This window comes from Oceanospirillum sp., assembly GCF_982874595.1.
Genome location: NZ_CEYNZH010000045.1, coordinates 1 through 21450, shown reverse-complemented (window position 1 = coordinate 21450; position 21450 = coordinate 1). Strand labels below are relative to the sequence as shown.

General features: G+C 48.3%; 19 protein-coding genes and 1 riboswitch. Of the genes, 8 read left to right on the top strand and 11 right to left on the bottom strand.

Annotated elements, in window-relative coordinates; all coding sequences use genetic code 11:
• Positions 1 to 45 precede the first annotated feature (45 nt).
• Together AC4GL5_RS14730 and AC4GL5_RS14725 are read left to right on the top strand one after the other, a co-directional pair.
• Positions 46 to 1122 carry a response regulator gene (locus AC4GL5_RS14730; RefSeq protein WP_490383553.1) on the top strand — a complete coding sequence of 359 codons (1077 nt, stop codon included), beginning with the start codon at positions 46 to 48 and terminating at the stop codon, positions 1120 to 1122.
• A 212-nt stretch (positions 1123 to 1334) separates the two neighbouring features.
• A complete protein-coding gene (locus tag AC4GL5_RS14725; RefSeq protein WP_490383552.1) occupies positions 1335 to 2636 on the top strand; it encodes a cyclic di-GMP phosphodiesterase in 1302 nt (433 codons plus the stop codon).
• Between the two features lie 68 nt (positions 2637 to 2704).
• Here AC4GL5_RS14725 and AC4GL5_RS14720 read toward each other — a convergent pair whose 3' ends face one another.
• From AC4GL5_RS14720 to AC4GL5_RS14705, 4 genes are all read right to left on the bottom strand, one after another.
• The gene (locus tag AC4GL5_RS14720; RefSeq protein WP_490383551.1) at positions 2705 to 3670 is read right to left on the bottom strand and encodes a YbaY family lipoprotein; all 966 of its coding nucleotides are present in this window, start codon (positions 3668 to 3670) and stop codon (positions 2705 to 2707) included.
• Positions 3671 to 4046: 376 nt separating this feature from the next.
• Positions 4047 to 6476, bottom strand: coding sequence for a sensor domain-containing diguanylate cyclase (locus AC4GL5_RS14715; RefSeq protein ID WP_490383550.1), 2430 nt, complete (start codon positions 6474 to 6476; stop codon positions 4047 to 4049).
• Between the two features lie 119 nt (positions 6477 to 6595).
• Complete coding sequence (locus AC4GL5_RS14710; protein ID WP_490383549.1) at positions 6596 to 6766, bottom strand: hypothetical protein; 171 nt, start codon at positions 6764 to 6766, stop codon at positions 6596 to 6598.
• Between the two features lie 195 nt (positions 6767 to 6961).
• Positions 6962 to 7369, bottom strand: coding sequence for a GNAT family N-acetyltransferase (locus tag AC4GL5_RS14705; protein WP_490383548.1), 408 nt, complete (start codon positions 7367 to 7369; stop codon positions 6962 to 6964).
• A 206-nt stretch (positions 7370 to 7575) separates the two neighbouring features.
• Here AC4GL5_RS14705 and AC4GL5_RS14700 point away from each other — a divergent pair, with 206 nt between their 5' ends.
• Positions 7576 to 8886 (top strand): MFS transporter, encoded by a 1311-nt coding sequence (locus AC4GL5_RS14700; RefSeq protein WP_490383547.1) that lies wholly within the window; start codon positions 7576 to 7578, stop codon positions 8884 to 8886.
• A gap of 48 nt (positions 8887 to 8934) precedes the next feature.
• Here the strand turns inward: AC4GL5_RS14700 and AC4GL5_RS14695 are convergent, their stop codons facing one another.
• The gene (locus AC4GL5_RS14695; RefSeq protein WP_490383546.1) at positions 8935 to 9369 is read right to left on the bottom strand and encodes a cytochrome b562; all 435 of its coding nucleotides are present in this window, start codon (positions 9367 to 9369) and stop codon (positions 8935 to 8937) included.
• A 168-nt stretch (positions 9370 to 9537) separates the two neighbouring features.
• On the opposite strand from AC4GL5_RS14695, the gene AC4GL5_RS14690 reads away from it, so the two are divergent.
• Both AC4GL5_RS14690 and AC4GL5_RS14685 read left to right on the top strand, forming a co-directional pair.
• A complete protein-coding gene (locus AC4GL5_RS14690; RefSeq protein ID WP_490383545.1) occupies positions 9538 to 10902 on the top strand; it encodes a class II fumarate hydratase in 1365 nt (454 codons plus the stop codon).
• A gap of 159 nt (positions 10903 to 11061) precedes the next feature.
• Positions 11062 to 12744 (top strand): sensor domain-containing diguanylate cyclase, encoded by a 1683-nt coding sequence (locus AC4GL5_RS14685; RefSeq protein ID WP_490383544.1) that lies wholly within the window; start codon positions 11062 to 11064, stop codon positions 12742 to 12744.
• A gap of 91 nt (positions 12745 to 12835) precedes the next feature.
• Here AC4GL5_RS14685 and AC4GL5_RS14680 read toward each other — a convergent pair whose 3' ends face one another.
• Complete coding sequence (locus AC4GL5_RS14680; RefSeq protein ID WP_490383543.1) at positions 12836 to 13408, bottom strand: DUF3833 domain-containing protein; 573 nt, start codon at positions 13406 to 13408, stop codon at positions 12836 to 12838.
• A gap of 208 nt (positions 13409 to 13616) precedes the next feature.
• On the opposite strand from AC4GL5_RS14680, the gene AC4GL5_RS14675 reads away from it, so the two are divergent.
• Together AC4GL5_RS14675 and AC4GL5_RS14670 are read left to right on the top strand one after the other, a co-directional pair.
• Complete coding sequence (locus tag AC4GL5_RS14675; protein WP_490383542.1) at positions 13617 to 14981, top strand: ATP-binding protein; 1365 nt, start codon at positions 13617 to 13619, stop codon at positions 14979 to 14981.
• Positions 14982 to 15000: 19 nt separating this feature from the next.
• Positions 15001 to 15543 carry a response regulator transcription factor gene (locus AC4GL5_RS14670; RefSeq protein WP_490383560.1) on the top strand — a complete coding sequence of 181 codons (543 nt, stop codon included), beginning with the start codon at positions 15001 to 15003 and terminating at the stop codon, positions 15541 to 15543.
• A gap of 97 nt (positions 15544 to 15640) precedes the next feature.
• Here the strand turns inward: AC4GL5_RS14670 and AC4GL5_RS14665 are convergent, their stop codons facing one another.
• The 5 genes from AC4GL5_RS14665 to purU form a co-directional block, all read right to left on the bottom strand.
• Positions 15641 to 16216, bottom strand: a complete 576-nt coding sequence (locus tag AC4GL5_RS14665; protein WP_490383541.1) for a TMEM165/GDT1 family protein — start codon at positions 16214 to 16216, stop codon at positions 15641 to 15643.
• Positions 16217 to 16227: 11 nt separating this feature from the next.
• A riboswitch (yybP-ykoY riboswitch) is annotated at positions 16228 to 16450 on the bottom strand.
• A 61-nt stretch (positions 16451 to 16511) separates the two neighbouring features.
• Positions 16512 to 17183, bottom strand: coding sequence for an energy-coupling factor ABC transporter permease (locus AC4GL5_RS14660; protein ID WP_490383540.1), 672 nt, complete (start codon positions 17181 to 17183; stop codon positions 16512 to 16514).
• A gap of 86 nt (positions 17184 to 17269) precedes the next feature.
• Positions 17270 to 18382, bottom strand: a complete 1113-nt coding sequence (locus AC4GL5_RS14655) for a BamA/TamA family outer membrane protein (protein ID WP_490383539.1) — start codon at positions 18380 to 18382, stop codon at positions 17270 to 17272.
• A gap of 391 nt (positions 18383 to 18773) precedes the next feature.
• The gene (locus AC4GL5_RS14650) at positions 18774 to 19181 is read right to left on the bottom strand and encodes a CBS domain-containing protein (RefSeq protein WP_490383538.1); all 408 of its coding nucleotides are present in this window, start codon (positions 19179 to 19181) and stop codon (positions 18774 to 18776) included.
• Between the two features lie 228 nt (positions 19182 to 19409).
• Entirely contained in the window at positions 19410 to 20264 is an 855-nt protein-coding gene (gene purU / locus AC4GL5_RS14645) for a formyltetrahydrofolate deformylase (protein WP_490383537.1), read from the bottom strand.
• Between the two features lie 475 nt (positions 20265 to 20739).
• On the opposite strand from purU, the gene AC4GL5_RS14640 reads away from it, so the two are divergent.
• Positions 20740 to 21450: EAL domain-containing protein (locus AC4GL5_RS14640; protein WP_490383536.1), on the top strand; the 711-nt coding region annotated here is incomplete at its 3' end.

Sequence of the window (21450 nt, the reverse complement as noted above, 5' to 3'; positions counted from 1 at the left end):
TGGCACAATGAGCACTTTGTGCATTTCTGAATAAGACACCGGCCTATGATTCCCTGGAAAATACTGATTGTTGATGACGAAGAAGGTATTCACGGCATCACCCGGATGATTTTTCGTGACTACGAGTTCGAACAACGGCCTATCGAGCTGATCAGCGCCATGAGCAGCGCCGAAGCACAACGGCAGGTTGAACTTCACCCTGATATCGCACTCATTCTGTTGGATGTGGTGATGGAAACCGAAAACGCCGGGCTGCAGTTGGTCGAGACGATACGGCATCAGATGAACAACACAGACGTACGCATTATTTTACGTACCGGCCATCCCGGTTATGCGCCGGAAGCACAGGTGATTATTGATTACGACATCAATGATTATCTGAGCAAAGCCGAGTTGTCCGCATCACGTTTGCTCACTTCGGTCATTGTTGCGTTACGCTCCTACCGGGATATTCAAGGTGCCAAAGAGCAGCAACCGGAAGCCATCAGGCCCGGCAGCAGGAATAATGACGGCCTACTGCCGGAGGTTACGCAAGCCTTGCAGCAACACCTGACTCCCGCTCTGAAACAAAGCCAACGTTTGCATAAACTGGAGCTCAATCCTGTCGCTACTGATCTGGCCAAAGATCTTCATGCCCACCAACAGCGCCTGAGAAACACCCTTACCCTGTGCCAGACAGAGCAGCTGCCACCGGTAAAACATCAAACAATCTCACTGAGTGAACTGATGAATAAGGTTTTACAAAGTTACCTGCCCCAAAGCCGCCTTGAAGGCTGGATTCTGGATTACAGGCTAAGTGATGAGCTCCCTCAGCGCATTACATCTGACCCGGTACGATTAGAGCTGATGGTTGTCAGCATGCTCGAATTAGCACTGATACAGTCCAATGGAGCGGACCTGATAATTTCTCTGACAAAAGAAACGGCATCTAAAACCGCCCCCGGCAGTCTGGAAAAACGTCTTCAGATTCAGATAACGCTCAGCGACGGACAACCGGTATGCAACCAGAAACCTTGGGCAGAACAGATACGTCAGAGCCTGAAAGTGCTTTCTGCTCAGTTGGATGGGCATTTTAATGAGATAGACGAAGGTGGCCGACTCTACTGCCATATTCCGGTCTGACGCAATTTAACTGAAGCAAATACCACATCTTGGTTTTGCAACCAATGACCAAGCACAATCTTACAAATTCAAACAACCGCACTTCATCACTTTTTTAGGTACAGATAATCTTCTATTCTTTCACACGGAATATGATGTTACTGCTTCATGTTTGATTTGAAAGTAGTAATTCAACATGTAGGGTTAGTCCCACCAGCTGTTCAGGATTTAAAATGCGTCAGAACATCCCCGTAACACAGCTAATGCCAGGCATGAAAATTGTCGCCTTGGATATTGGCTGGAGCAAAAGTCCCAAGTGGACTAGTCCTTTCATTCTTGACTCAGGCGAAGATCTGGCGCTTCTGCTACAACACTGCAAGATCGTATCGATTGAAGATCATCAAACAACCAATGAACAGGAAAAAGCCAGACAGACTGAGTCAACATCAAATGCCACTCAAATAGATACAGAGACCACTTCAGAGTTTGCCCCTTTAAAACCTACTCTTCCGAAGTCAGAAGAACGCAGCCATAAACCTGAACCTCAAAAGCCCCCGGAAAAAAACGAAGAACCTTTGGCGGCAAGGGTTTCCAAGCAGTTTGTCATTGATAGCTTCCATGAATGCCTTGATGTTCTGAACATTAACTTTGAGAGAGTCCGAAGCGGACAAAAAATTGATGATGCCAGTATTCAGGCAATGTCAAAAAAATTGCTGATATCGACCCTGGCCCGCCCCGGCACATTGGCTCTTCTCAGTCAGCTGGAAGAAAAAGACAGCACTTTAGAGCGGAAGTCACTGGATGTCGCAATTCTAAGCCTTAATTTTGGTCGCAGCCTCGGCATGTCTAAAGCACAACTGCATAAACTCTGTATGAGTTCGCTGCTGCATGATATCGGCATGATAAGGGTACCGGCTGAATTGCTTGATCAGAAAGAGATCCTCAGTATCGGTCAACGTATCAGCATTCAACAACACGTTAACTACGGCTGCGATATTCTGCACCAGTCCTCTGCCCTTCGCCCTCTAAACGCTGTTATCGCCTACCATCATGAGCGCTTTGATGGTACCGGCTATCCTGCCGGCATTTCAGGACGCAAGATTCCTCTTGAGGCTCGCATTCTGGCAATCACTACAACCTTTGAGGCCATGACCCGAAATCGACACTTTAGCAATCAAGAAACCCCAACACAGGCATTGAGAAAGGTCTATAGCATGCGAAACCAGAATTTCGACGGCAAGCTGGTGGAACGCTTTATTCGCGCTGTTGGTGTTTATCCCGTAGGTACCTTGGTTGAACTCAACAAACAGCAGATCGGCATGGTGACGGATGTCACTCAAACCTCCCGTTCCCGCCCCAAAATACGCTGCCTTTTTAACCATCAGGGGCAACCTCTTCCGAAGCAACGAGACCTTGATCTGGCTGCAGATCCCTACCGAAAAGTCAAAATCACCCGAACAGTTGAACCCGAGGAGATTGCCGCTTTTTCGCTCCAGAGTCTTACTAAGGATCTGGGCTTAAACAGGGCAGCCTGACGTCCCAACCTTACTTATTAGAAACAAAAAACGGGATCAATGATCCCGTTTTCAGGTATTGAACAACATCAGTGAAGAAACTCACCACAGCCCTCATAATGCTGCCCGTTCCACCAGACACTCACCTTGTCCGGCCATTCTTTACGGGAACCGGTTTCACCTTCTAAAGCCGTTAGCCAACAACCCTCGCCCCGAACAGAAGCTGATACCCGGTTCTCATCGTCTTTAGCACGAAAGACGACTTTGTCTTGCTGACTGATAATACTGGGCTCTGGCAACTGAACCCGCTTCTGTCCGTATTCTGTAATCAGATTCAGATTATGACCGGAGACAACCTCCAGCAACCAGGTAGGCTGCTGACCAATAGCCCGAAAATCTACCGGGCGACGTTCGACGGGATCTCGGGCTTCACGCCGGACATTACGCAGGCACTGCCGGTAAAACGTCCCCTGATGAGATAGCATCGCCTGATCCCCCTTCATCCAGAAAAGCGTATCACCTTCTCGGTAGCGCACCCCCGACGCAGAACGCACCTGGGACAACACAAGAATGCCTTCAGGCAGGTACAGCGCAATCTCTCCAATTCCGGTTCGGGTTCCAAAGGCAAAATCACCGCACTGAAAAACCCGGCTGATAGCAGCCGTTACAGGTTTAAGCTGAGATTGATGGGTGATAGGAACCTGTATAAGGCGCAGGTTAATCTCACGTTTTGGCCCCAGAGGTTCGACCGGGACAGGCGCTTTACTGGCAAAGAGCAAGCGTTCATCTTCCGAGAAAATCTGACCTTTAATCACATATCGGAAGCCACCCCGGATATCTTCAGGGTTAAACTTCAGGCGGTAATCAAAAGGGACCTGTCCGGCCGGATGGAAAATTTGCTCAGCAACCTCCTGAGGGGGTTCCGATTTCTTACCTTCCTGAATAAGCACCACACGCACAAAAGCACGAGGTAAAAGCGCAATACGCTCACGATAAGATACGACACCGGTTATTTCACCTTCAGGCAAAACCTTAAGCGTGTCAGATACAGACAAAGGCTTGTCCTCTTCTGTAACGACTTCTGACGGCTCTGGTGTTGTCTGCTGGGGTTGCAGCAAACTACAGCCGCTGAGCAAAAGTAAAAAAAGAGGTAACAAAACCTGAGCTGGGCGACCAATCAATCCTTCAAAAAACACTTTACCCTCCCGTTTTTAAATCTGCTTCGTTCCGGCCAAGCAACAGGATGCACGCCATAAAACCAAACAATCCGTAATAATCTCAAAGTTCTTACCGACACTCAGATCATTCTCAGTCATACCGATATTTTATGACAACGGGGTTTCAACTTCACTTGCCAGCCCTTGAGTCAATCTGCAGCGACGGGTGACAATAGCGATAACGACTATCAGAATAGACGAACTCGCTCAGGCGCTAACCACCGACCTGATCGCGCCCATTATTCTTCGCCTCGTATAATGCTTCATCGGCCTGTTTGACCAACTGATAGAAGCTCTCTTTGAGATCAGTCACACTCTCAGGAATAAAACTCTCTCCCAACGTTGCAACACCGGCGGATAACGTAATGTGCAGCACCTCACCATTAACGTCTATCACATGATTGCGTACCGTGCTTATAATGCGTTCCGCAAGTTTTCTAACGCTTTCAAGGTTTGTGTCCGGGGCGAGAACAATAAACTCCTCCCCGCCAAATCGCCCGACCAGGTCACTGCTTCGCACCTGAGATTCAATCAAACTGGCAACCGTTTTAAGAACGACATCACCAATATCATGGCCGTAAGTGTCGTTAAAGCATTTGAAATGATCGATATCCAGCATCATGACAGAAAACTTTTGTCCGGACCGCTGGTAGTCCGAAACCTCTGCCTCAGCCCGATAATCAACACTGCGACGATTAAAAAGACCGGTTAGGCTGTCATGCATGGCTGCATTTTGAAGCTTGGCAACCATTTTATTACGCTCAGTAACATCGAAGATAATCGAATGATAGAAATGCTGATCGTCGTATTCCACGTTACTGGTATAGACTTCCACATCTCGGATGTCACCGTTAGCCAACCGATGCTTAAAAGATCCATAGTCACGGTTTTCATCCTGAATTCGACCAAACTCAGCTTTTAACTCATCAATGCTTAACGTATTGATCTGGTCAATGCGCATACCAGTGAGCTTTTCATGACTGTAGCCATAGTAGCGCTGGGCCGCATCATTAGCATCGATAATATCGCCAGTCACAGGATTAAGTAGCAACTTTACCGCTCGGTTTCGTTCAAAAATCTGACGATACAGACGTTCTTTAGCCTCCACGGCCTTCTGAAGCTTGATCTGATTGGAGATATCCTGGACCGTACCTAAAATGCGGTCAACCTGCCCCTCGCTGTTTCTCAGCGCCTGCATTCGATTACGCACATACCTTTCATCACCGTTAGAGGTTTCAATTTTATGCGTCAGGTTACAGGCTGTACCCTTTTTCACCTTCTGCAGGGTATTCCGCACGTCATCACGATCAGACGGATGCACACAACGAATAAAACCTTCGAGATCCGTATCTTCATAGGGATCAAGCCCTAACAAACGATACACTTCATCCGATACCGTTATTTGGCCTGTTGCAGGAATCCATTGCCAGTGCCCGAGATGGGCAATTCGCTGGGCAGCTTTAAGCTGGTCAGCACGTTCCTGCAATGCCTGGGTTTTCTCATCAACCTGTCGGGTCAGGTAACGGGTATAAAAACGAACAACCAGCAACATAATCAGAGCGACAAAGAAGAAACCCGCTATACCAAAAAAGATGTACTGTTTTTTAGTCTGCTGTAGCTGTTGATAAGCCGCGGTTCGATCAAACCAAAAAGCGATATAGCCCACCCGATTGTCCGGGTTATCTCCTTTTAAACTGTTTTTGTAGTCAAACAGAGGGATCTGAGAAAAGCCGTAATAACGTCCATTAAGGGGGAAAAGTTTTGCAGCTGAGGCGTGATCAAGGCCAAGAGATTGATCATTCACGGACAAGCGAATTAGCTCCGATAATTCACCAGCGCGTGATTCCGCCTCCAGATAACAATCGCAATCTTTAATTAAACCGTCAAAGTGCCGGCGAACAGCGTCAGGCCACATCGCATTTTCAACATGGTCTTTTTTGAGTAACACGCCAACACCGACATCCTGTGTGTTATCAAAAATGTTCAGTACTGTTTTGAAGGAGGTGCCAACTTCCAGCGCTCCGACATGAACCTCTTGTTTCGTATCCGCATCAATTGCGAAAACAGGCACAACACCGCGTAAACCTGAATAAACCCTACCCGTTTCAAAGCCCTGAACAGACTTAAGATAGGCATTGGTATCCACGACGGTGTAGCGCAGTTCATCCATCCGGTCACCAAATTTTTCCGGACGATGAACCCGAAGAAAACTGAGAGATCCAGGACCCAGATGAAAGTGAAGCTGACGGACATCAAACTTATTCTGGATCTTTTTCCAACGCTCAGAAACAGAAACATTCAGTGCATCTCTGAAAACCGCAGCAACATCGCCACCGGGGCCACCGCCTTCAGATTCAACGGCTAACTTACCGCCATAAAAGAGCTGCTGGACTTCACTGTTATTGCTGATAAAAGTCGCAATCATCTCCATATTTTTGTAGGTCCGTTCTAACAGAGTGTTAAAACTTTTTTCCAGGACTTCCGATTCCTGATCGAGAGAGTGATAAAAAGTCTCCTCGGTGACCTTAATGCCTAAAGAAACAATAAAACCAGAGATACACGCCACAAGCATTGTCGCTAACAGGAAAATACGGTATTGCCTGAGAACAGCACAAAAAGGTAATCGTCGGCTTGTCACAGGCATCCTTGTTTTCCATAGCAGAGAGGTGGAAGGAATTTATCAACTGAAACCCAAGACACTTCAGATGAAAACAACAAAAAATAAACGCACCGACTACACGTCTTCCCGTGTGAGGTAGCTGGTCACAGCTCGTTTCTACCCAAACCATAACCAACCACCATAGCGATAGTACCTCCAATGGCCAGGTAACCATTGTTAATTCCAATGATCTCAGCCCAGTCAATTGCCGCTGTGGAGACAAGCAATAAACCGCCGCCGTTCATAAATACGCGACCTAGTGCAATCCGATCCATACGCTCCTTTTAACCTCTCATTAGATAGTATTTTGCATTACAAGAGGCAATTCTGGCTGGTTTCCTTTAACTGAACAGAAGGATCAATCAACCTCATAGCCGCGCTATTCTTATAAAAAGTCACGATGAAAACAAGTCATTCAGGCAGGACAATATAACGGACTAAGCCTGTTTGAAAACGAGCTATTTATGAGATTAATGCTCATTCCCGGCATATACCCACATTGGCTCAGTTTTACCCGCTCGTTCAAACCCCAGCGCCTTGTAGAAAGCCACGGCATCGCCATCAGCCGTCAGCATCTGCTGATGGAAACCGTCATAAACAGACTGCATCGCCTGCATCATCTTGCGGCCAATTCCTTCACCATGATGATCCGGGTGCACCAGCATGTGCGGGTAATACACCACCAGATGACCATCCGAAATGGCATTCCCGATACCCACCAACTCGCCATTGATGCGAGCGGTTACCAGAGTATGGGAGTTCTGAAGCGCCGGTATCAGCTGCTTCGGTTTCTCGGCAGATGACCAGCCATTAGCACGATAGAGGCCAATCACTTCTGCCTCTTCAATCGGCTTGTTGAGATTTATTTCAATTTCCATTTCTGTCCTTTGATCAGATGTTAACTGCAGGTTTATATAGTGTGCTTAATTGATATAACTATACCGCTTGAAGATATCATAAAAGAGGGTAAATCAAACGCCAGCCCCAAGAATGTCTGACAGCTTCCTACAATTCAACATAATGCCATGTTAACTTATTAACCTACTGATTTATGGCGAATTAACAGCCCAACAGAGAGGGTTAAATGGAAAAGCTGGTCGATAATCTCTACGATAAACTCGCTAACGAGGAAGATGCCCGCGCCTGTAAGGACATCAGCCCTGAGGCCTGCAGGGAAGTTCCCGGCAATTTCAACAAGACCCTGTTCAGTCAGTTTCTTACCAAGCTTGGAGATGCCTTTGCTAACCCTAAGGTCGTGTTGCCCGCTCTGATGAATATGGCGGGAGCCCCCTTCTACCTAATCGGCTTTCTGGTACCGATTCGGGAGTCCGGTTCTCTGATACCACAACTGCTGATCGCCAGCTACGTTCGCAAGATGGCAATCCGTAAAACCGCTTGGGTATTGGGTTCTGTGATTCAGGCACTCTGCATGTTTGCTATCGCACTGAGCCTTTTTTACCTGACGGGCGATGCCGCAGGCTGGACGGTGATCGCTTTTCTGGTGATCTTCAGCCTTGCCCGAGGCTTGTGCTCAGTCGCCTCCAAAGATGTCACCGGAAAGACCATCCCTAAACCCAAACGCGGCCGTTTAAGCGGACTGGCTGCCAGTATGGCTGGCGGGATTACACTGGTTGTTGGTGGACTGCTTTACTTTAAAGGTCACTCTGATGGTGCCGAAAACGACCTTCTGTTTTATGCGATGTTTATCGGTATTGGCGGCGCTCTTTGGCTGCTGGCAGCGTTGCTGTTCTCTCAGGTGACAGAAGAACCCGGTGAGACTGATGGCGGTAAAAACGGCTTTCTTCACGCCCTGAAAAAACTCAACCTTCTAAAAACCGATAAGGCGTTTCGTCATTTTGTGCTGACCCGGTCTCTGCTGCTCTGCACCGCGTTGTCGGCCCCTTACTATGTCATCTTATCCAGTGAATATCAGTCCGTAACGCTGGCCTTAGGTATTTTTGTGATTACCAGCGGTCTTGCCGGAATGCTTTCCGGCCCCTTCTGGGGGATGTTTGCCGACCATTCCAGCCGACAGGTAATGATGGTTGCGGCCATCATTGCCGCTGCTTTAGGTATCACGATCAATGCTATCGCGGTTTATCTGCCAGACCTTCTGGCCAGCATCTGGCTGCTACCGTTGGGGTATTTTCTGCTCACGATTGCCCATGAAGGGGTTCGAATCGGCCGGAAAACCTACCTGGTAAATATGGCGTCGGGAAACCAACGCACGGATTATGTCTCGGTAAGCAATACCTGTATCGGTGTTGTTTTGCTACTGATCGGTTTTAGCAGTGCCCTTAGCGGCTTTGATGCGTTGAATCTGATTATGGCGCTTTCTGTGCTTGGAGTGCTGGGCGCAGTGATGGCCTACGCCCTCCCGGAAGTTGAGGAATAGCTATCTGCACAGGAAAGATCAACAGCACCCGTCAGCACGGCAAAAGCGTCAGTCACAATCCTTACGAAATGCCTCGTGACCGTCTTTGCTGTGCTGTTTAACCTCAGCCAGAAGCGCTTTTATTCTGCGTTTATCAGTACCAGCCTGATTCAACTGTTCGAGCATATCCAACAGGTCCTGCATGCCCTTTTGATAGCGCTGGATATCAACGGAACCGGAAGTATGATTCTCATATTTCAACGGAATCAGCGCCTTTGCTTCCTGAGAATCTCTGATCAATTCATCCAAATGCTGTTGCATAGCAGTCTGGTCCGATTGCTTAAAGCTCTTAACATAGCCTTTCAGCTCCTGCTTCATCTCCTTCATCAGCTCACCCAGTTCGGTATCCTTGCAGTGTGCCGCATGAGCAAACGCTTCTGTACTGGTCAGCAGCATCAATCCCGCGCTGGCAGCAAAAATGAGCTGTCGTATCTGTTTAATCACATTCAATTCCTTAATGTTTCTATCAATAACCGTTTAATACGCTGGCTTTTAAGCAGATTATCGGGCAAAACCTTCAAAAAGCAGAGCTATGACCTATGCTATAGTCTGAATATGATATTCCCACATCAACCGGTGGTTTGCATTAGCACTTCCGGGTAAGGACAGCGCATGAAATTTAGAACCGAGAATGACAGCATGGGCGCCGTGGAAATTCCATCCGACGCTCTTTATGGCGCGCAAACCCAGCGTGCCATTAATAACTTTTCCATTAGTAATAAACCGATGCCTGCACCCTTTATTCGCGCATTACTGAGGGTCAAACAGGCTGCAGCATCGGCTAATGCAGAGCTTGAACTGCTGGCCCCCAAGGTTGCCGAAACGATATCAGCTCAGGTTGACCGGATGCTGATTTCTGAAGATCTGATGCAGCACTTCCCTGTTGACCGCTTTCAGACAGGCTCAGGTACCAGCAGTAACATGAACGCCAATGAAGTGCTTGCCCACCTGGTAGGAGCCGAGTTGGGGCAGGATATCAGCCCCAATGATGAACTGAACCTGGGGCAAAGCAGCAACGACAGCATTCCCAGCGCTCTGCATATCAGTGCTGCGATTTTACTCAGCGACCAACTGATACCGGCGCTAAATCAGCTAAGCCAGACGCTGAAAAGCCGGGCTGATGATCTTAAAGAAGTGACTAAAACCGGCCGAACACACCTGATGGATGCCATGCCGGTGACTTTCGGACAAACGCTACAAGCCTGGGCACATCAACTTGATGAATCGGTGCATCAACTCAGGAACCTGCAACCTCAGCTGCATCAGCTGGCTCAGGGCGGAACTGCTGTAGGTACCGGAATCAATGCTCATCCGGATTTTAAAGCACTGTTCTGCCGGCACCTGAGTCTGAACACCGGCATTCATTTCTCGCCGGCTGAAAACGCCTTTGCCCGAATCGGCAGTCAGGATATTGCAGTAGCTTTGTCCGGTGCGTTGAAAACCTGTGCCGTCGCTCAGATGAAAATTGCCAATGATTTGCGCTGGATGAATTCCGGCCCTTTGGCGGGGTTAGGTGAGATCTCGCTAACAGCGCTACAACCCGGGTCATCTATTATGCCCGGCAAAGTGAACCCTGTGATTCCGGAAGCTGTAGCCATGGCGATGGCTCAGGTCATAGGCAATGACAGCACTATCACCATTGCCGGTCAATCCGGTAACTTTGAGTTAAATGTGATGCTACCGGTCATCGCCTGCAATCTGATCGACAGCCTTGAACTGCTGACAGAAAGCGCTAAGCATCTTAACGATAAAGCAGTAGCAGATTTCACCATCAACCATGATGTGATCGAAGAAAGCCTTGGGCGAAACCCGATTCTGGTGACGGCGCTAAACCCTGTGATTGGCTATATGAAAGCTGCCGAAATCGCTAAAAAAGCTTACAAGGAGAAACGCCCGGTGATCGATGTTGCACAGGAGATGACCGGCATCAACCGCCAGACTTTAGAACAACTGATGAATCCAACTGAGTTGACTTGAGTCTAAAACCTTCTGCAACGCACAAAAAGCGGGCATGAAAGGCTCGCTTTTATTTTTACAGCCGCTATTATTTCCCGCGTACATTACAAGACTATGAAATACTGCGTTAAATCCCATCGTTCATCTGAAGAATTCTCAGCTCATAGGAAATGACAGATCATGGATCGACTCCAAACCGAACACCTGCAGGTTCAGCTTGCAGAACCGTCGATTGCTTCAACGATCCAGGAAGGAAAATCTGATTCGCACCAGCAAAAACCGACGCGCGGTAATTACCTGACCCTGAACCGTCTTATCCTGCTACTGTCTTTCTCAGCGGCTATGCTGACCTTAATTAACAGCTTTTATGCCAGTTATGAGGTACAGAAGAAGCAACTCATCAAGCATGAACTGGACAGCAACTTTGCCTACGCGACCAAACTGGCATCAACAACCAATAACTTCCTGAAAGCCGCCCAACAACAGATAGCCTTTGCCGCAGATGAACTACGTGGGCACTTACAGGATGAGGCTTACCTTCTTCATCAGGCTGACCGCTTACGTCTGCAAACCGACAGTTTCAATTCTGTCGTTATTGCTGACCATAACGGGCAGGTTTTGGCGACATCTCCTAACACCTTAGAAATTATCGGCGAACGTCTGACCTCTGACGGTGCTAAAGAAGCCTTACAAGAAAAGAAACCCTTGATCAGCCCTCCCTACATCTCTGCAACAGGGCGTTTGTTGGTCTTTATCTCCCATCCCCTGTTTGATGTTAAAGGAAATTATCAGGGTTATATTGGTGGCACTCTTTATCTTAAGGAGCGCAGCATCCTCAATGATCTATTGGCCACACATTACTACAAAGATGGTTCCTATATTTATGTCGTGGATGCCAACCGACGTCTGATCTATCATCCGGATCAAAACCGTTTAGGTCAGGTGGTGGGTGAAAATCAGGTGATCTCTCAGGTTCTGGAAGGACATGCCGGAGCACTGACAGTAACGAACAGCAAGGGTATTCAAATGCTGGCTGGCTTTGCGCCAATTGGGCTGGCCCAATGGGGCGTTGTGGCCCAGCGACCAGTAGAGGATACACTGGCATCCCTGAATGACCTGATGGCTGAAGTCTTTTATCGCTCACTGCCTCTGGCGATAGTAATTTTCCTCACCATATGGATGTTATCCCGACTGATCGCCCGTCCGCTAAAGCAACTTGCCCAGTCGGCCAGAACCATGGATCAACCGAATACCTACCACCATCTCAGAATGATACGGTCCTGGTATTTTGAGAGCAGTGAACTTAAGCAGGCAATGCTAAAAGGTTTTACTCTTCTTCAGCATCAGATCGGACAACTACGTCATGCCGCATCAACGGATCCACTGACGGGTGCCTATAACCGGCGGAGTCTGGAACTTTCCCTCGGCGAATTACAGCAGAATAGCAAACCATTTTCGATACTGGCTCTGGATATCGATCACTTCAAACGCGTCAATGACCGCTTTGGTCATGAGGCCGGTGACAAGGCACTTGTCAGCCTGAGCCGAAAAATGGCTGAACTCTCACGAGAGCAGGATATTATCGCCAGAACCGGTGGCGAGGAGTTTGTTCTGGTTTTACCAGAGACACCTCAGGATGAGGCTCAGAAGATAGCCGAAAGCTTGCGATCCAGTGTCGCAGAAATGACACTGGCGCAGATCGGGTCTATCCAGATCTCCATAGGCATATCCTGTTACACCCATCATTCACAGACACCGGAACAGGTACTGAAACAAGCGGATCAGGCTCTGTACACAGCCAAGCGTCAGGGCCGGAATCAATGCGTGGTTTTCGAAGACCAAAAGGCTAACGCGTTTGCGTAGACCTGCCATAAACTGAAAATCAACAGAGAGTATTCAACACGCCAGGATGCCTGTATCAGATACAGGTCAGACATCCTGGCGCAGTAGCAGATCACTCACCGAATGACTCATCAGCAAGCTGAAATGGCGCTCCGTTGAGCATCTTCTCCGGCGTAAAGAACAGGGTGACCGTTCCCAGCTCGAAACCCCACTTTTTAACCACAGCACGATTAATCATCACCTTACCGGGCTGCAGGAACATCCAGTCGTCAAACTTAACCCGCCAGGTATCATCGCCAACGGGAAGGTCCATCACGTAGACCCAATTAAGAGCATTACCCCGAACCAAGCCCTCCGCATCGCCGACAATCTCACCAAAGGTACCCGTATAGCGACCATCCGGATGCTTCGTAATCACCCAGGTTCGCTTATCTTTCTCGCCATCGTCATAGAGAAAATACTCCTCAAGGGTTAAGGTTTTACCGTTCCAATGACCATCCACCTCAACCTGAAACTGACGACGCACAGTACCAAATCTGTCTTCGAATACACCCCAGGCATAAGTTTTGCCCTGAAAATAATCTTCCAGTACCAGTTTGGGTTCTTTGTTTGAAAAATCTTCGATATCCATAGAGCTACACCCAGTCAGCACAAACAATGACCATAACAACAGGATATAACGCATATCCCTGACTCTCCTCTGTTGGGAAAAAGACGTGTTATGCGGCTTTTACGAGGCATAACTCAGGACAGATCATTCATATTGCTGCAATATCGTATTTTACTGCTGCGACATTTTGCTACGTTGTTAAGACTCCCGTTTGCAGTGGCAAAAGTGCATAATGTTTTGATATTTCTCATAATATTTCTGTCCACTACTCGCGGTTACTTGCATGCACCAGCCACTGCCATTATCGACACCAGGGCGTAATCTGATTCGTCTGACTCTAATCCGGGGTATCGCCTGGACTGGCTTTCTGCTGTCGATCATCATAGGCACGGAGATCCTCAAGATTCACCTGCTGGCAATACCTCTGATCATGATTATCATCGTGATGGCCGCACTGAATATGCTGACCTGGTGGCGACTGGGCCTACCCTATCAGGTCACCGATTCGGAATACCTGTTTCACCTGCTGGCGGACGTCATCGGACTTAGCCTCTTTTTCTATTACTCCGGTGGCGCGAATAACCCCTTTATCTCTTATTTTCTGGTGCCGCTGACAATCAGTGCGGCAACATTGCCATGGATTTTCACCTGGATTATCGCCGCAGCAGTACTCAGCTCTTATACCTTCCTGATGCAGTTCTATATCGCGGTACCGGAACTCAGCCATACTGGCGCAGGTATTAATCTTCATCTGCTGGGTATGTGGCTGAACTTTCTGCTTTCAACCGGACTCATTACGACGTTTGTCTTTAAGATGGCCCACACACTAAGGCACAGAGAGAAGATGCTTGGGGACGTTCGGGAGCAGGTGCTGCGGGATGAACAAATACTGGCTGTGGCCACTCAGGCAGCAGGAACCGCCCATGAGCTGGGAACACCCTTGTCCACTCTGGCTGTCATGCTGAAGGATATCAGCCGGGATTACCCGGAAGACCAACTACTGCAGGAAGATTTAGCCCTGATGCGGGAACAGGTTGACCGCTGCAAAACCAAACTACAGTTACTGACCCAGCAGGCAGAAATCAATCGAATCACACGCACCCCTGTCTGCGACTTTATCGCCCCGATTATTGAAGACTGGCAGGTGTTACGACCCGATGTTCACTTCAGCTTAGATTGCAGTAAAAAGCAGCCGATGCCTTTACTGGAGCGGGATAAAACCCTGGAACAGGCACTACTGAACCTGTTGAACAACGCGGCAGATGTCAGCCCGCAACGGGTCGATATCAGTGTACGCTGGAATGATCATGAATGTGTGATTCGAATCCGGGATTATGGTCCGGGTATCGATCCGGATGTCGCCGCACATCTGGGCGAAGCTTTTATCTCGACCAAAGAGGAAGGCATGGGAATAGGCCTGTTTCTGACCCATGCTACGATCAACCGCTTTCAGGGTACCGTGCGTCTTTATAGTCTGAACAGTGATAACATAAACAAAACAATCAGCACTCAGCAAAGTGATGGCCCAGCAGAAACCGGCACCTTAACAGAAGTAACCCTACCGGTTATCCAGCCACGCAGTTCTGATGCAAACAGCCCTGATACACGACAAGAGGACTCGAACGATGAGCCCCCAAAGCCTGAATAACAGCCAAAGTACCCCCTCAATGACAGGACTTAGAAACAAGGTCTTTCTGATTGTTGATGATGATCCTGTCTTCACTCAGGTGATGTCACGCTCGCTGAGCCGACGGGGCTACACCCCTGTGGTTGCGGATTCCGCTGAGTCAGCCTTGCCACTGATTGAAGAGCACCAGCCAAGCCTCGCTTCTCTGGATCTGAAGATGGAAGGTGATACCGGGCTTAACCTGTTACCCCAACTGATCCAGCGGATACCCGACTGCAAAGTCGTGATCCTCACCGGATACTCCAGCATCGCCACCGCAGTAGAAGCGATTAAATTGGGTGCCGTGAACTACCTTCCCAAGCCAGCAGACACCGATGAAATACTGGCAGCCCTGCAACAAACAGATGCTAACCCTGAGCAGGAAATTGCGGAAAAACCGATGAGCGTCAACCGCCTCACCTGGGAGCATATTCAGAAGGTGTTGACGGAAAACGACGGCAATATTTCGGCCACTGCCCGCCAGCTCGGCATGCACCGCAGAACACTGCAGCGAAAGCTACAAAAACGCCCTGTTCGCGAGTGAATCCACCCTTATGAAATCAAAAAGCCGGTTGAATCCCTCTGGATTCAACCGGCTTTGTGTTTGAGCAATACGCCGGAAAGAGTACTGCCAAACGCCTTCAGCCCATAATCGCCTGCTCAGACAGCAACACCCAGCCCCCCAGAATAACGAAGGCAGAACTGGCTACAATACGGATCCACTTCAGAGGCAACTTATCCACCGCAAGATGACCAATCGCCACCACGGGCACATTCGCCAGCATCATACCCACTGTCGTCCCCATCACAACCCAGAACAGAGATTCAAACTGGGCCCCCAGAATAACAGTTGCGACCTGTGTTTTATCTCCGATCTCAGCAATAAAGAAGAGAATAACGGTCGCTACAAAAGCCCCGTATTTCTCAAACGGGTTCTCCTCCTCATCATCCATTTTATCGGGAATCAGAATCCAGAGACCTACCGCAATAAAGGAGCCTCCCACCAACCAGGTCAACCAGGCGCCCTGCAGCCAATCAGCAGCAACAGCGCCTAACCAGCCTGCAATCGCATGATTTGCCAGGGTCGCTACCAGAATACCCCAGATAATCGGCCAGGGTTTACGGAATCGGGAAATCAGAAGAAACGCCAGCAGCTGAGTCTTGTCGCCAATTTCGGCAAGCGCTACTGAAAAAGTTGAAAAAAGAAATGCTTCCATGGAATTCACTTGAGGGGCCGGCAGAGAACAAACACTATGACACATCACGCTGCTCCGGCCCCGGTTCAGCATGTTGTGTCACAGGTCTCGTCAGGCCGATTGCGTTCAATGCGGCTGTTTACACCATGGTCATTGAGGACCAACTATGTTGATGTAAACCTCTGGTTTGGTCCGATCGGTTTCTGGAATAAAACCTTCGGACAAGAAGAGCGACTACTCCCCCGGGACGGGCAGAATATTAACAGAAAATGAGATTCATTCCACTCAAAAGAGTGATAATCCGGAAGAAAAAACGTTATTTATCATCAAAATAGCGCTGATAGTCGAAGCTTTGTACCCAATCCGGCTTAAAGACCATAATGGAGCTCAACAACATGCCATTGACGACAGCTTCCGGTGGCAAAATAACGGGCAGAAAAAGAAAATATTCACTGGATATACGGGCAAAGTCGTAGGCTGTGGACCCTAGCCACAAACCAACCATTAACGACAAACCAGAGGCCAGAGCCGTTAAAGCACTACCAAAAAAGCAACCAATAAAAAGCAAGACAAAAAAGTTGTCTGGCAGATACTCATCCACCCACCGATAGATAAAATAGCTGGCTGCGACAGGCACGACACCCGTGGTAAAAACATTAACGCCAAACAATTCAATGGGCGCTTTACCGCTCCAGGTTAAACCTGCAAGCGCGAGCACACTGGCCAATAGCGCAAAATGCCACCGGAACATAACGGTTAGCGTCATCGACATCAGAAAATGCAGGCTGACCAAAGGTGTGATATCTGCCTTAAGCTGCCAAAGTAAGGTCACAAAAACAGTGGCACCAAGATAAAGATGCTGAAACTGCGTATCAGCAAAAAGCTTTTTCCACTGAGCATGACGAATAGCATGAAGCACAGCCACGATGGCCGCTATATTCGCAACCCATACCCAGAGACCTTCAATCTCGTTGGAAGAAAAGTTCATCGATCCGTATTCCACACGACAGTCGCAGCCCAAATATAACAGTCTGAAGCGACCACCCTATTCAGGCCAATTGATTCACAGCGGGATCAGAAAGCCTCACCCACCTGAAAGTAGACGTTAAAACCATCTGCCTCAGCATCGCCTAAGGCATCGCTGTACCCCAAGTCTAAACTTAAATTAATGCGCTGCTGCTGACCCAGCGCATAACGACCACCAACTCCGAAGGCATATTTGAGATCGGATATCCCAACTTCATCGACTGATGGGAACACATCACCAAAACCTGTAAAAGCTACAACCCCTATCTTCTGTGTCAGAATATGACGCCACTCCAGTTGGCTCGAGAGCGCAAGATCGTCCCTGAAACGAGCCTGCAAAACACCACGAAGACTTTGAGAGCCTCCAATAGATGGCATTTGGTCATAAGGCACATGCCCACTGGCAGCCTTAATTTTAGCCTGAATAGCAAATACAGAGCGTGGATCCAGAGGTATAAAACGACGGTGCTCCAGAGTAAAAAGATTGAAGGTATAGTCACTCTTCCATGACTCATCAAACACCGTGAAATCAGCTACGCTGTAAACACCTTTCTCCGGGTAGAAATTATTATTCCGGGTATCCCGTTTCAGCTGAACCCCTAATCCAATTCGAGTCGATTCCAGTTTTTCATCATTGGCGGCCAAATAACGTCTCAGATTTACCGCCTCGGACACATCTGTATATTCCCGGCTCTGAAACTTGATTGTAGGCCCAAAATAACTCTCTCTTAAAAGGTTCCAACCTGCTCCAAATTTCAGACTAACAAACTCAGTTTCATAACTCTCTTCCGAGTCCGATGAGCTCACACCTCCCAGCCCATAACTGGTCTCAGCACTTTTTCCAAAAGTAACCGAGGGTTCTAACAGCATATATCCCTGATCACGATAAAGACTTGTCCCCACTGAGGCCATCATCTGGCCTTTTTGAGTCAGAAAACCAAAAACCCGAACGGTATCGTTCTTATTCTCCCCGGCCTCCGGATTTGGTAAAGCCCAAATAACAGCCGCCCCCCCTGCAAACCCGGTATCCGGAGAACTGAAAACGATTGGAAATATAATCCGCTCCGCTCTGGCAGTCAGGCTGAATAAAGAAGCCCAAAAGGCCACCGAAACAATAAGCAATGAGATCAGACGACAAGAAGTCTCTTTTTGGGCGATCACGGGAATGTCCTTGTGAGAAACGTTCGTTGATACAGACAGATTCGGGTTAACCCAGAATGCGACTGTTTACGAGGCAGACATTGTATTGGTGCACTACGGCAGATGAAAGGCGAATAATTATCAGACAGATGAGGGTGGAATAAAAAAACAGGCTCATGAGAAAATTTGGGCAAAAAAAAGCCTCCAATCCTTGGAGGCTCTCTATATACGATAACAGTCCGTTCCGTGGACTCGCTTCCATTGCGCTTTTCTACATTTCCCCGAGAGACTTCATTCTAGGTGATCACTCACTGAGGCAATAGTCGCGAATCCCCTCTGTACTTGTAAGATATATCCTACACAGCCCCAACTATCATCTGTATTTCAATACCTTACCCTAACAGCCTAGAGATTAACGATGCTCAGCAAAATCCCGGATAACCCGAAGGACATCAGAAGCAGTAATCATTCCAACCAAAGCCCCACTGCTATCAACCACAGGAAACCGACGCCGGTGATTCCGGATCAGTTTCTGAGCGACAGAAACAACATCCTCATCAACCCGAACCGTATCCACTTCAGTCTGCATGTAATGAGCAACCGTATCAGCAGAGTCATCATAAAAGCTGCCCTTAAGTACATTCTGCAAACAATCCGTTTGGGACAGAATGCCAATCAACGCACCTTTGGCATCAAGAACAGGGGCTCCGGTAATATTCCGCTCCAATAGCTTATCCACGGCATTAAAAATATTCATATCCGGTGTAAAACAAACCAGCTGATCAGCCATATAATCACTGACCCTGACAGACTTAGGCATCTTAACGCCTCCTCTGCATGTAAACCCTTATGATGCGGCGAAATGCATCTGAACCGCTTCTTATCAAAGCTCACTCTTCAGTTAAGTTCATAGCCAGGATTTACGCAAAAAAAACAGCGGCTTAAACATCCGGTCTGAAGACCCAAGTTTAGCCGCTGCCTGAGCTCTTGAAAGAGCTTATCGATGTAAAGCCTGACTGGCTCGTTAAGTCAGTCAGCACAATAGGGTTTAGTTAAAAACCACCGTCTTGTTCTCATGCACCAGAACTCGGTCTTCAATATGCCAGCGCAGGCCTCGGGCTAACACTGCTTTTTCAACGTCTTTGCCCAGACGGACCATATCTTCGATGGTGTGCCGATGACTCACACGCTGAATATCCTGATCGATAATCGGGCCTGCATCCAACTCTGCGGTCACATAGTGGCAGGTTGCACCAATCAGTTTAACACCGCGCTCATAAGCCTGATGATAAGGCTTGGCACCCGCAAAAGAAGGCAGGAAGCTATGGTGAATATTGATCACACGACCAGCATATTTTTCACAGAGGTTCGGTGGAAGAATCTGCATATAGCGCGCCAGAACAACACAATCGGCATTAGCCTCTTCAACCAGCTGCTCGACCTTATCGAAAGATTCCTGCTTGTTGTTCTTGTCCACGGGTACATAGTGGTAGGGAATACCGTGCCACTCCACCAGGTCACGAAAGTCTTCATGATTTGAGATGACACAAGGGATCTCAATCTTCAGCTCACCACTCTGCCAGCGATGCAGCAGATCGACTAAGCAATGAGACTCTTTGCTTGCCATCAGCACAACACGCTTTTTCTGATCAGAGTCCGAGAGAAACCAATCCATCTCAAATTCACGGGCGATCGGGGCAAAAGCGGTACGGAACTCTTCCAGACCAAAGGGAACGGTATCTGCACGAATCTCATGGCGCATAAAGAACCAGTTGGCTACCTGATCAGAATGGTGACTGGCTTCAGTAATCCAGCCGCCATACATCGCCAGAAAGTTGCTGACTTTTGCCACAATACCTACCCGGTCCGGGCAGGAGATTACCAAGGTGTATGTCCGTTCCATATCTAACAATCAACTCATTCTGTTTCAGGTGTCCCATCAGCTTGAAAGCACTTCATGATCAGGAGACAACTGCGGCTCTAACGTTAAAAATCCGGCACCAGGACAGCCCGGCACCAAAGAAAATAAAGCTTATAAATTTAAGCGCACACATTCTACACCAAAAGCTGGCCTTTGTACCTGTGACCGCTGCCTCTCAACAAGTCTATGCTACTGCCCACTGAAATCATCAGCGCTTCGCAGATCCGCTTTTTTATGGTGCAATGCTAATCTTATCCCGACCCAAAGCGCACCAAAAGAGCGCACAATTACCATGATTGACAAAAAACGCACCAAAAAAGAGCACCTTAACCCCGGGATTTTAAATCCTGAAAACGCAAACCTGTTGAAATTAAAGGCTTTTTTGCTTCAATCATCAGGAATGTTTTTGGCCTGTTTTGTGCATTAACTCCGTTACCACATCATCAGAATGAGCATTATGGCTACAGAGCAACAGTTATCCGATATGGGTCAACTGCCCCCGGAAAGGATTCGCCGGTTGGGCATCCACCCTAATCGCATCGAAAAGCAACAGGATCGCTTTATCGGACATTTTGCCGGTTACCAGTTGCACAGTCATTATCAGCCGATCATCTCTCTGACCCATCAGAGAACAGTAGGCTATGAAGCCCTGATGCGCCCCTATCTGAACAACGAAGCCGAGTCCCCTTTAGCCCTTTTCGCTCAGTGTCGAACACCTTCCCAGATCAGCCATCTTGACCGGGTTAGCCGTGCCTTGCACCTGATGAACTTTCGGTTACTGGGTCTTAGAGATGGTTGGTTATTCCTGAATATCCGGGGCGAGGAGATCCGTCAAAGCAATATGGATGCTGCGGGTATCCGCCATACACTGGCAGAGTTTGGCTTTCAGCCAGAGCAGATCGTACTGGAAATTCTGGAAGATGCCGTTCATGACGAACTGCTTTTAGCCGAGTTTGTACAGGAATTCCGTAAAGCAGGTTTTCTGGTGGCTATTGATGATTTCGGTACAGGTCAATCCAACTTCGACCGTATCTGGAAGATCAATCCCAACATCGTGAAGCTGGATCGCTCCATGATCCGTAATGCCCATCAGCAACCCCGCGCACGCCGAATTTTCCCCCGACTGGTCAGCCTGCTCCGGGAAACTGAATCCCTGGTCCTTATTGAA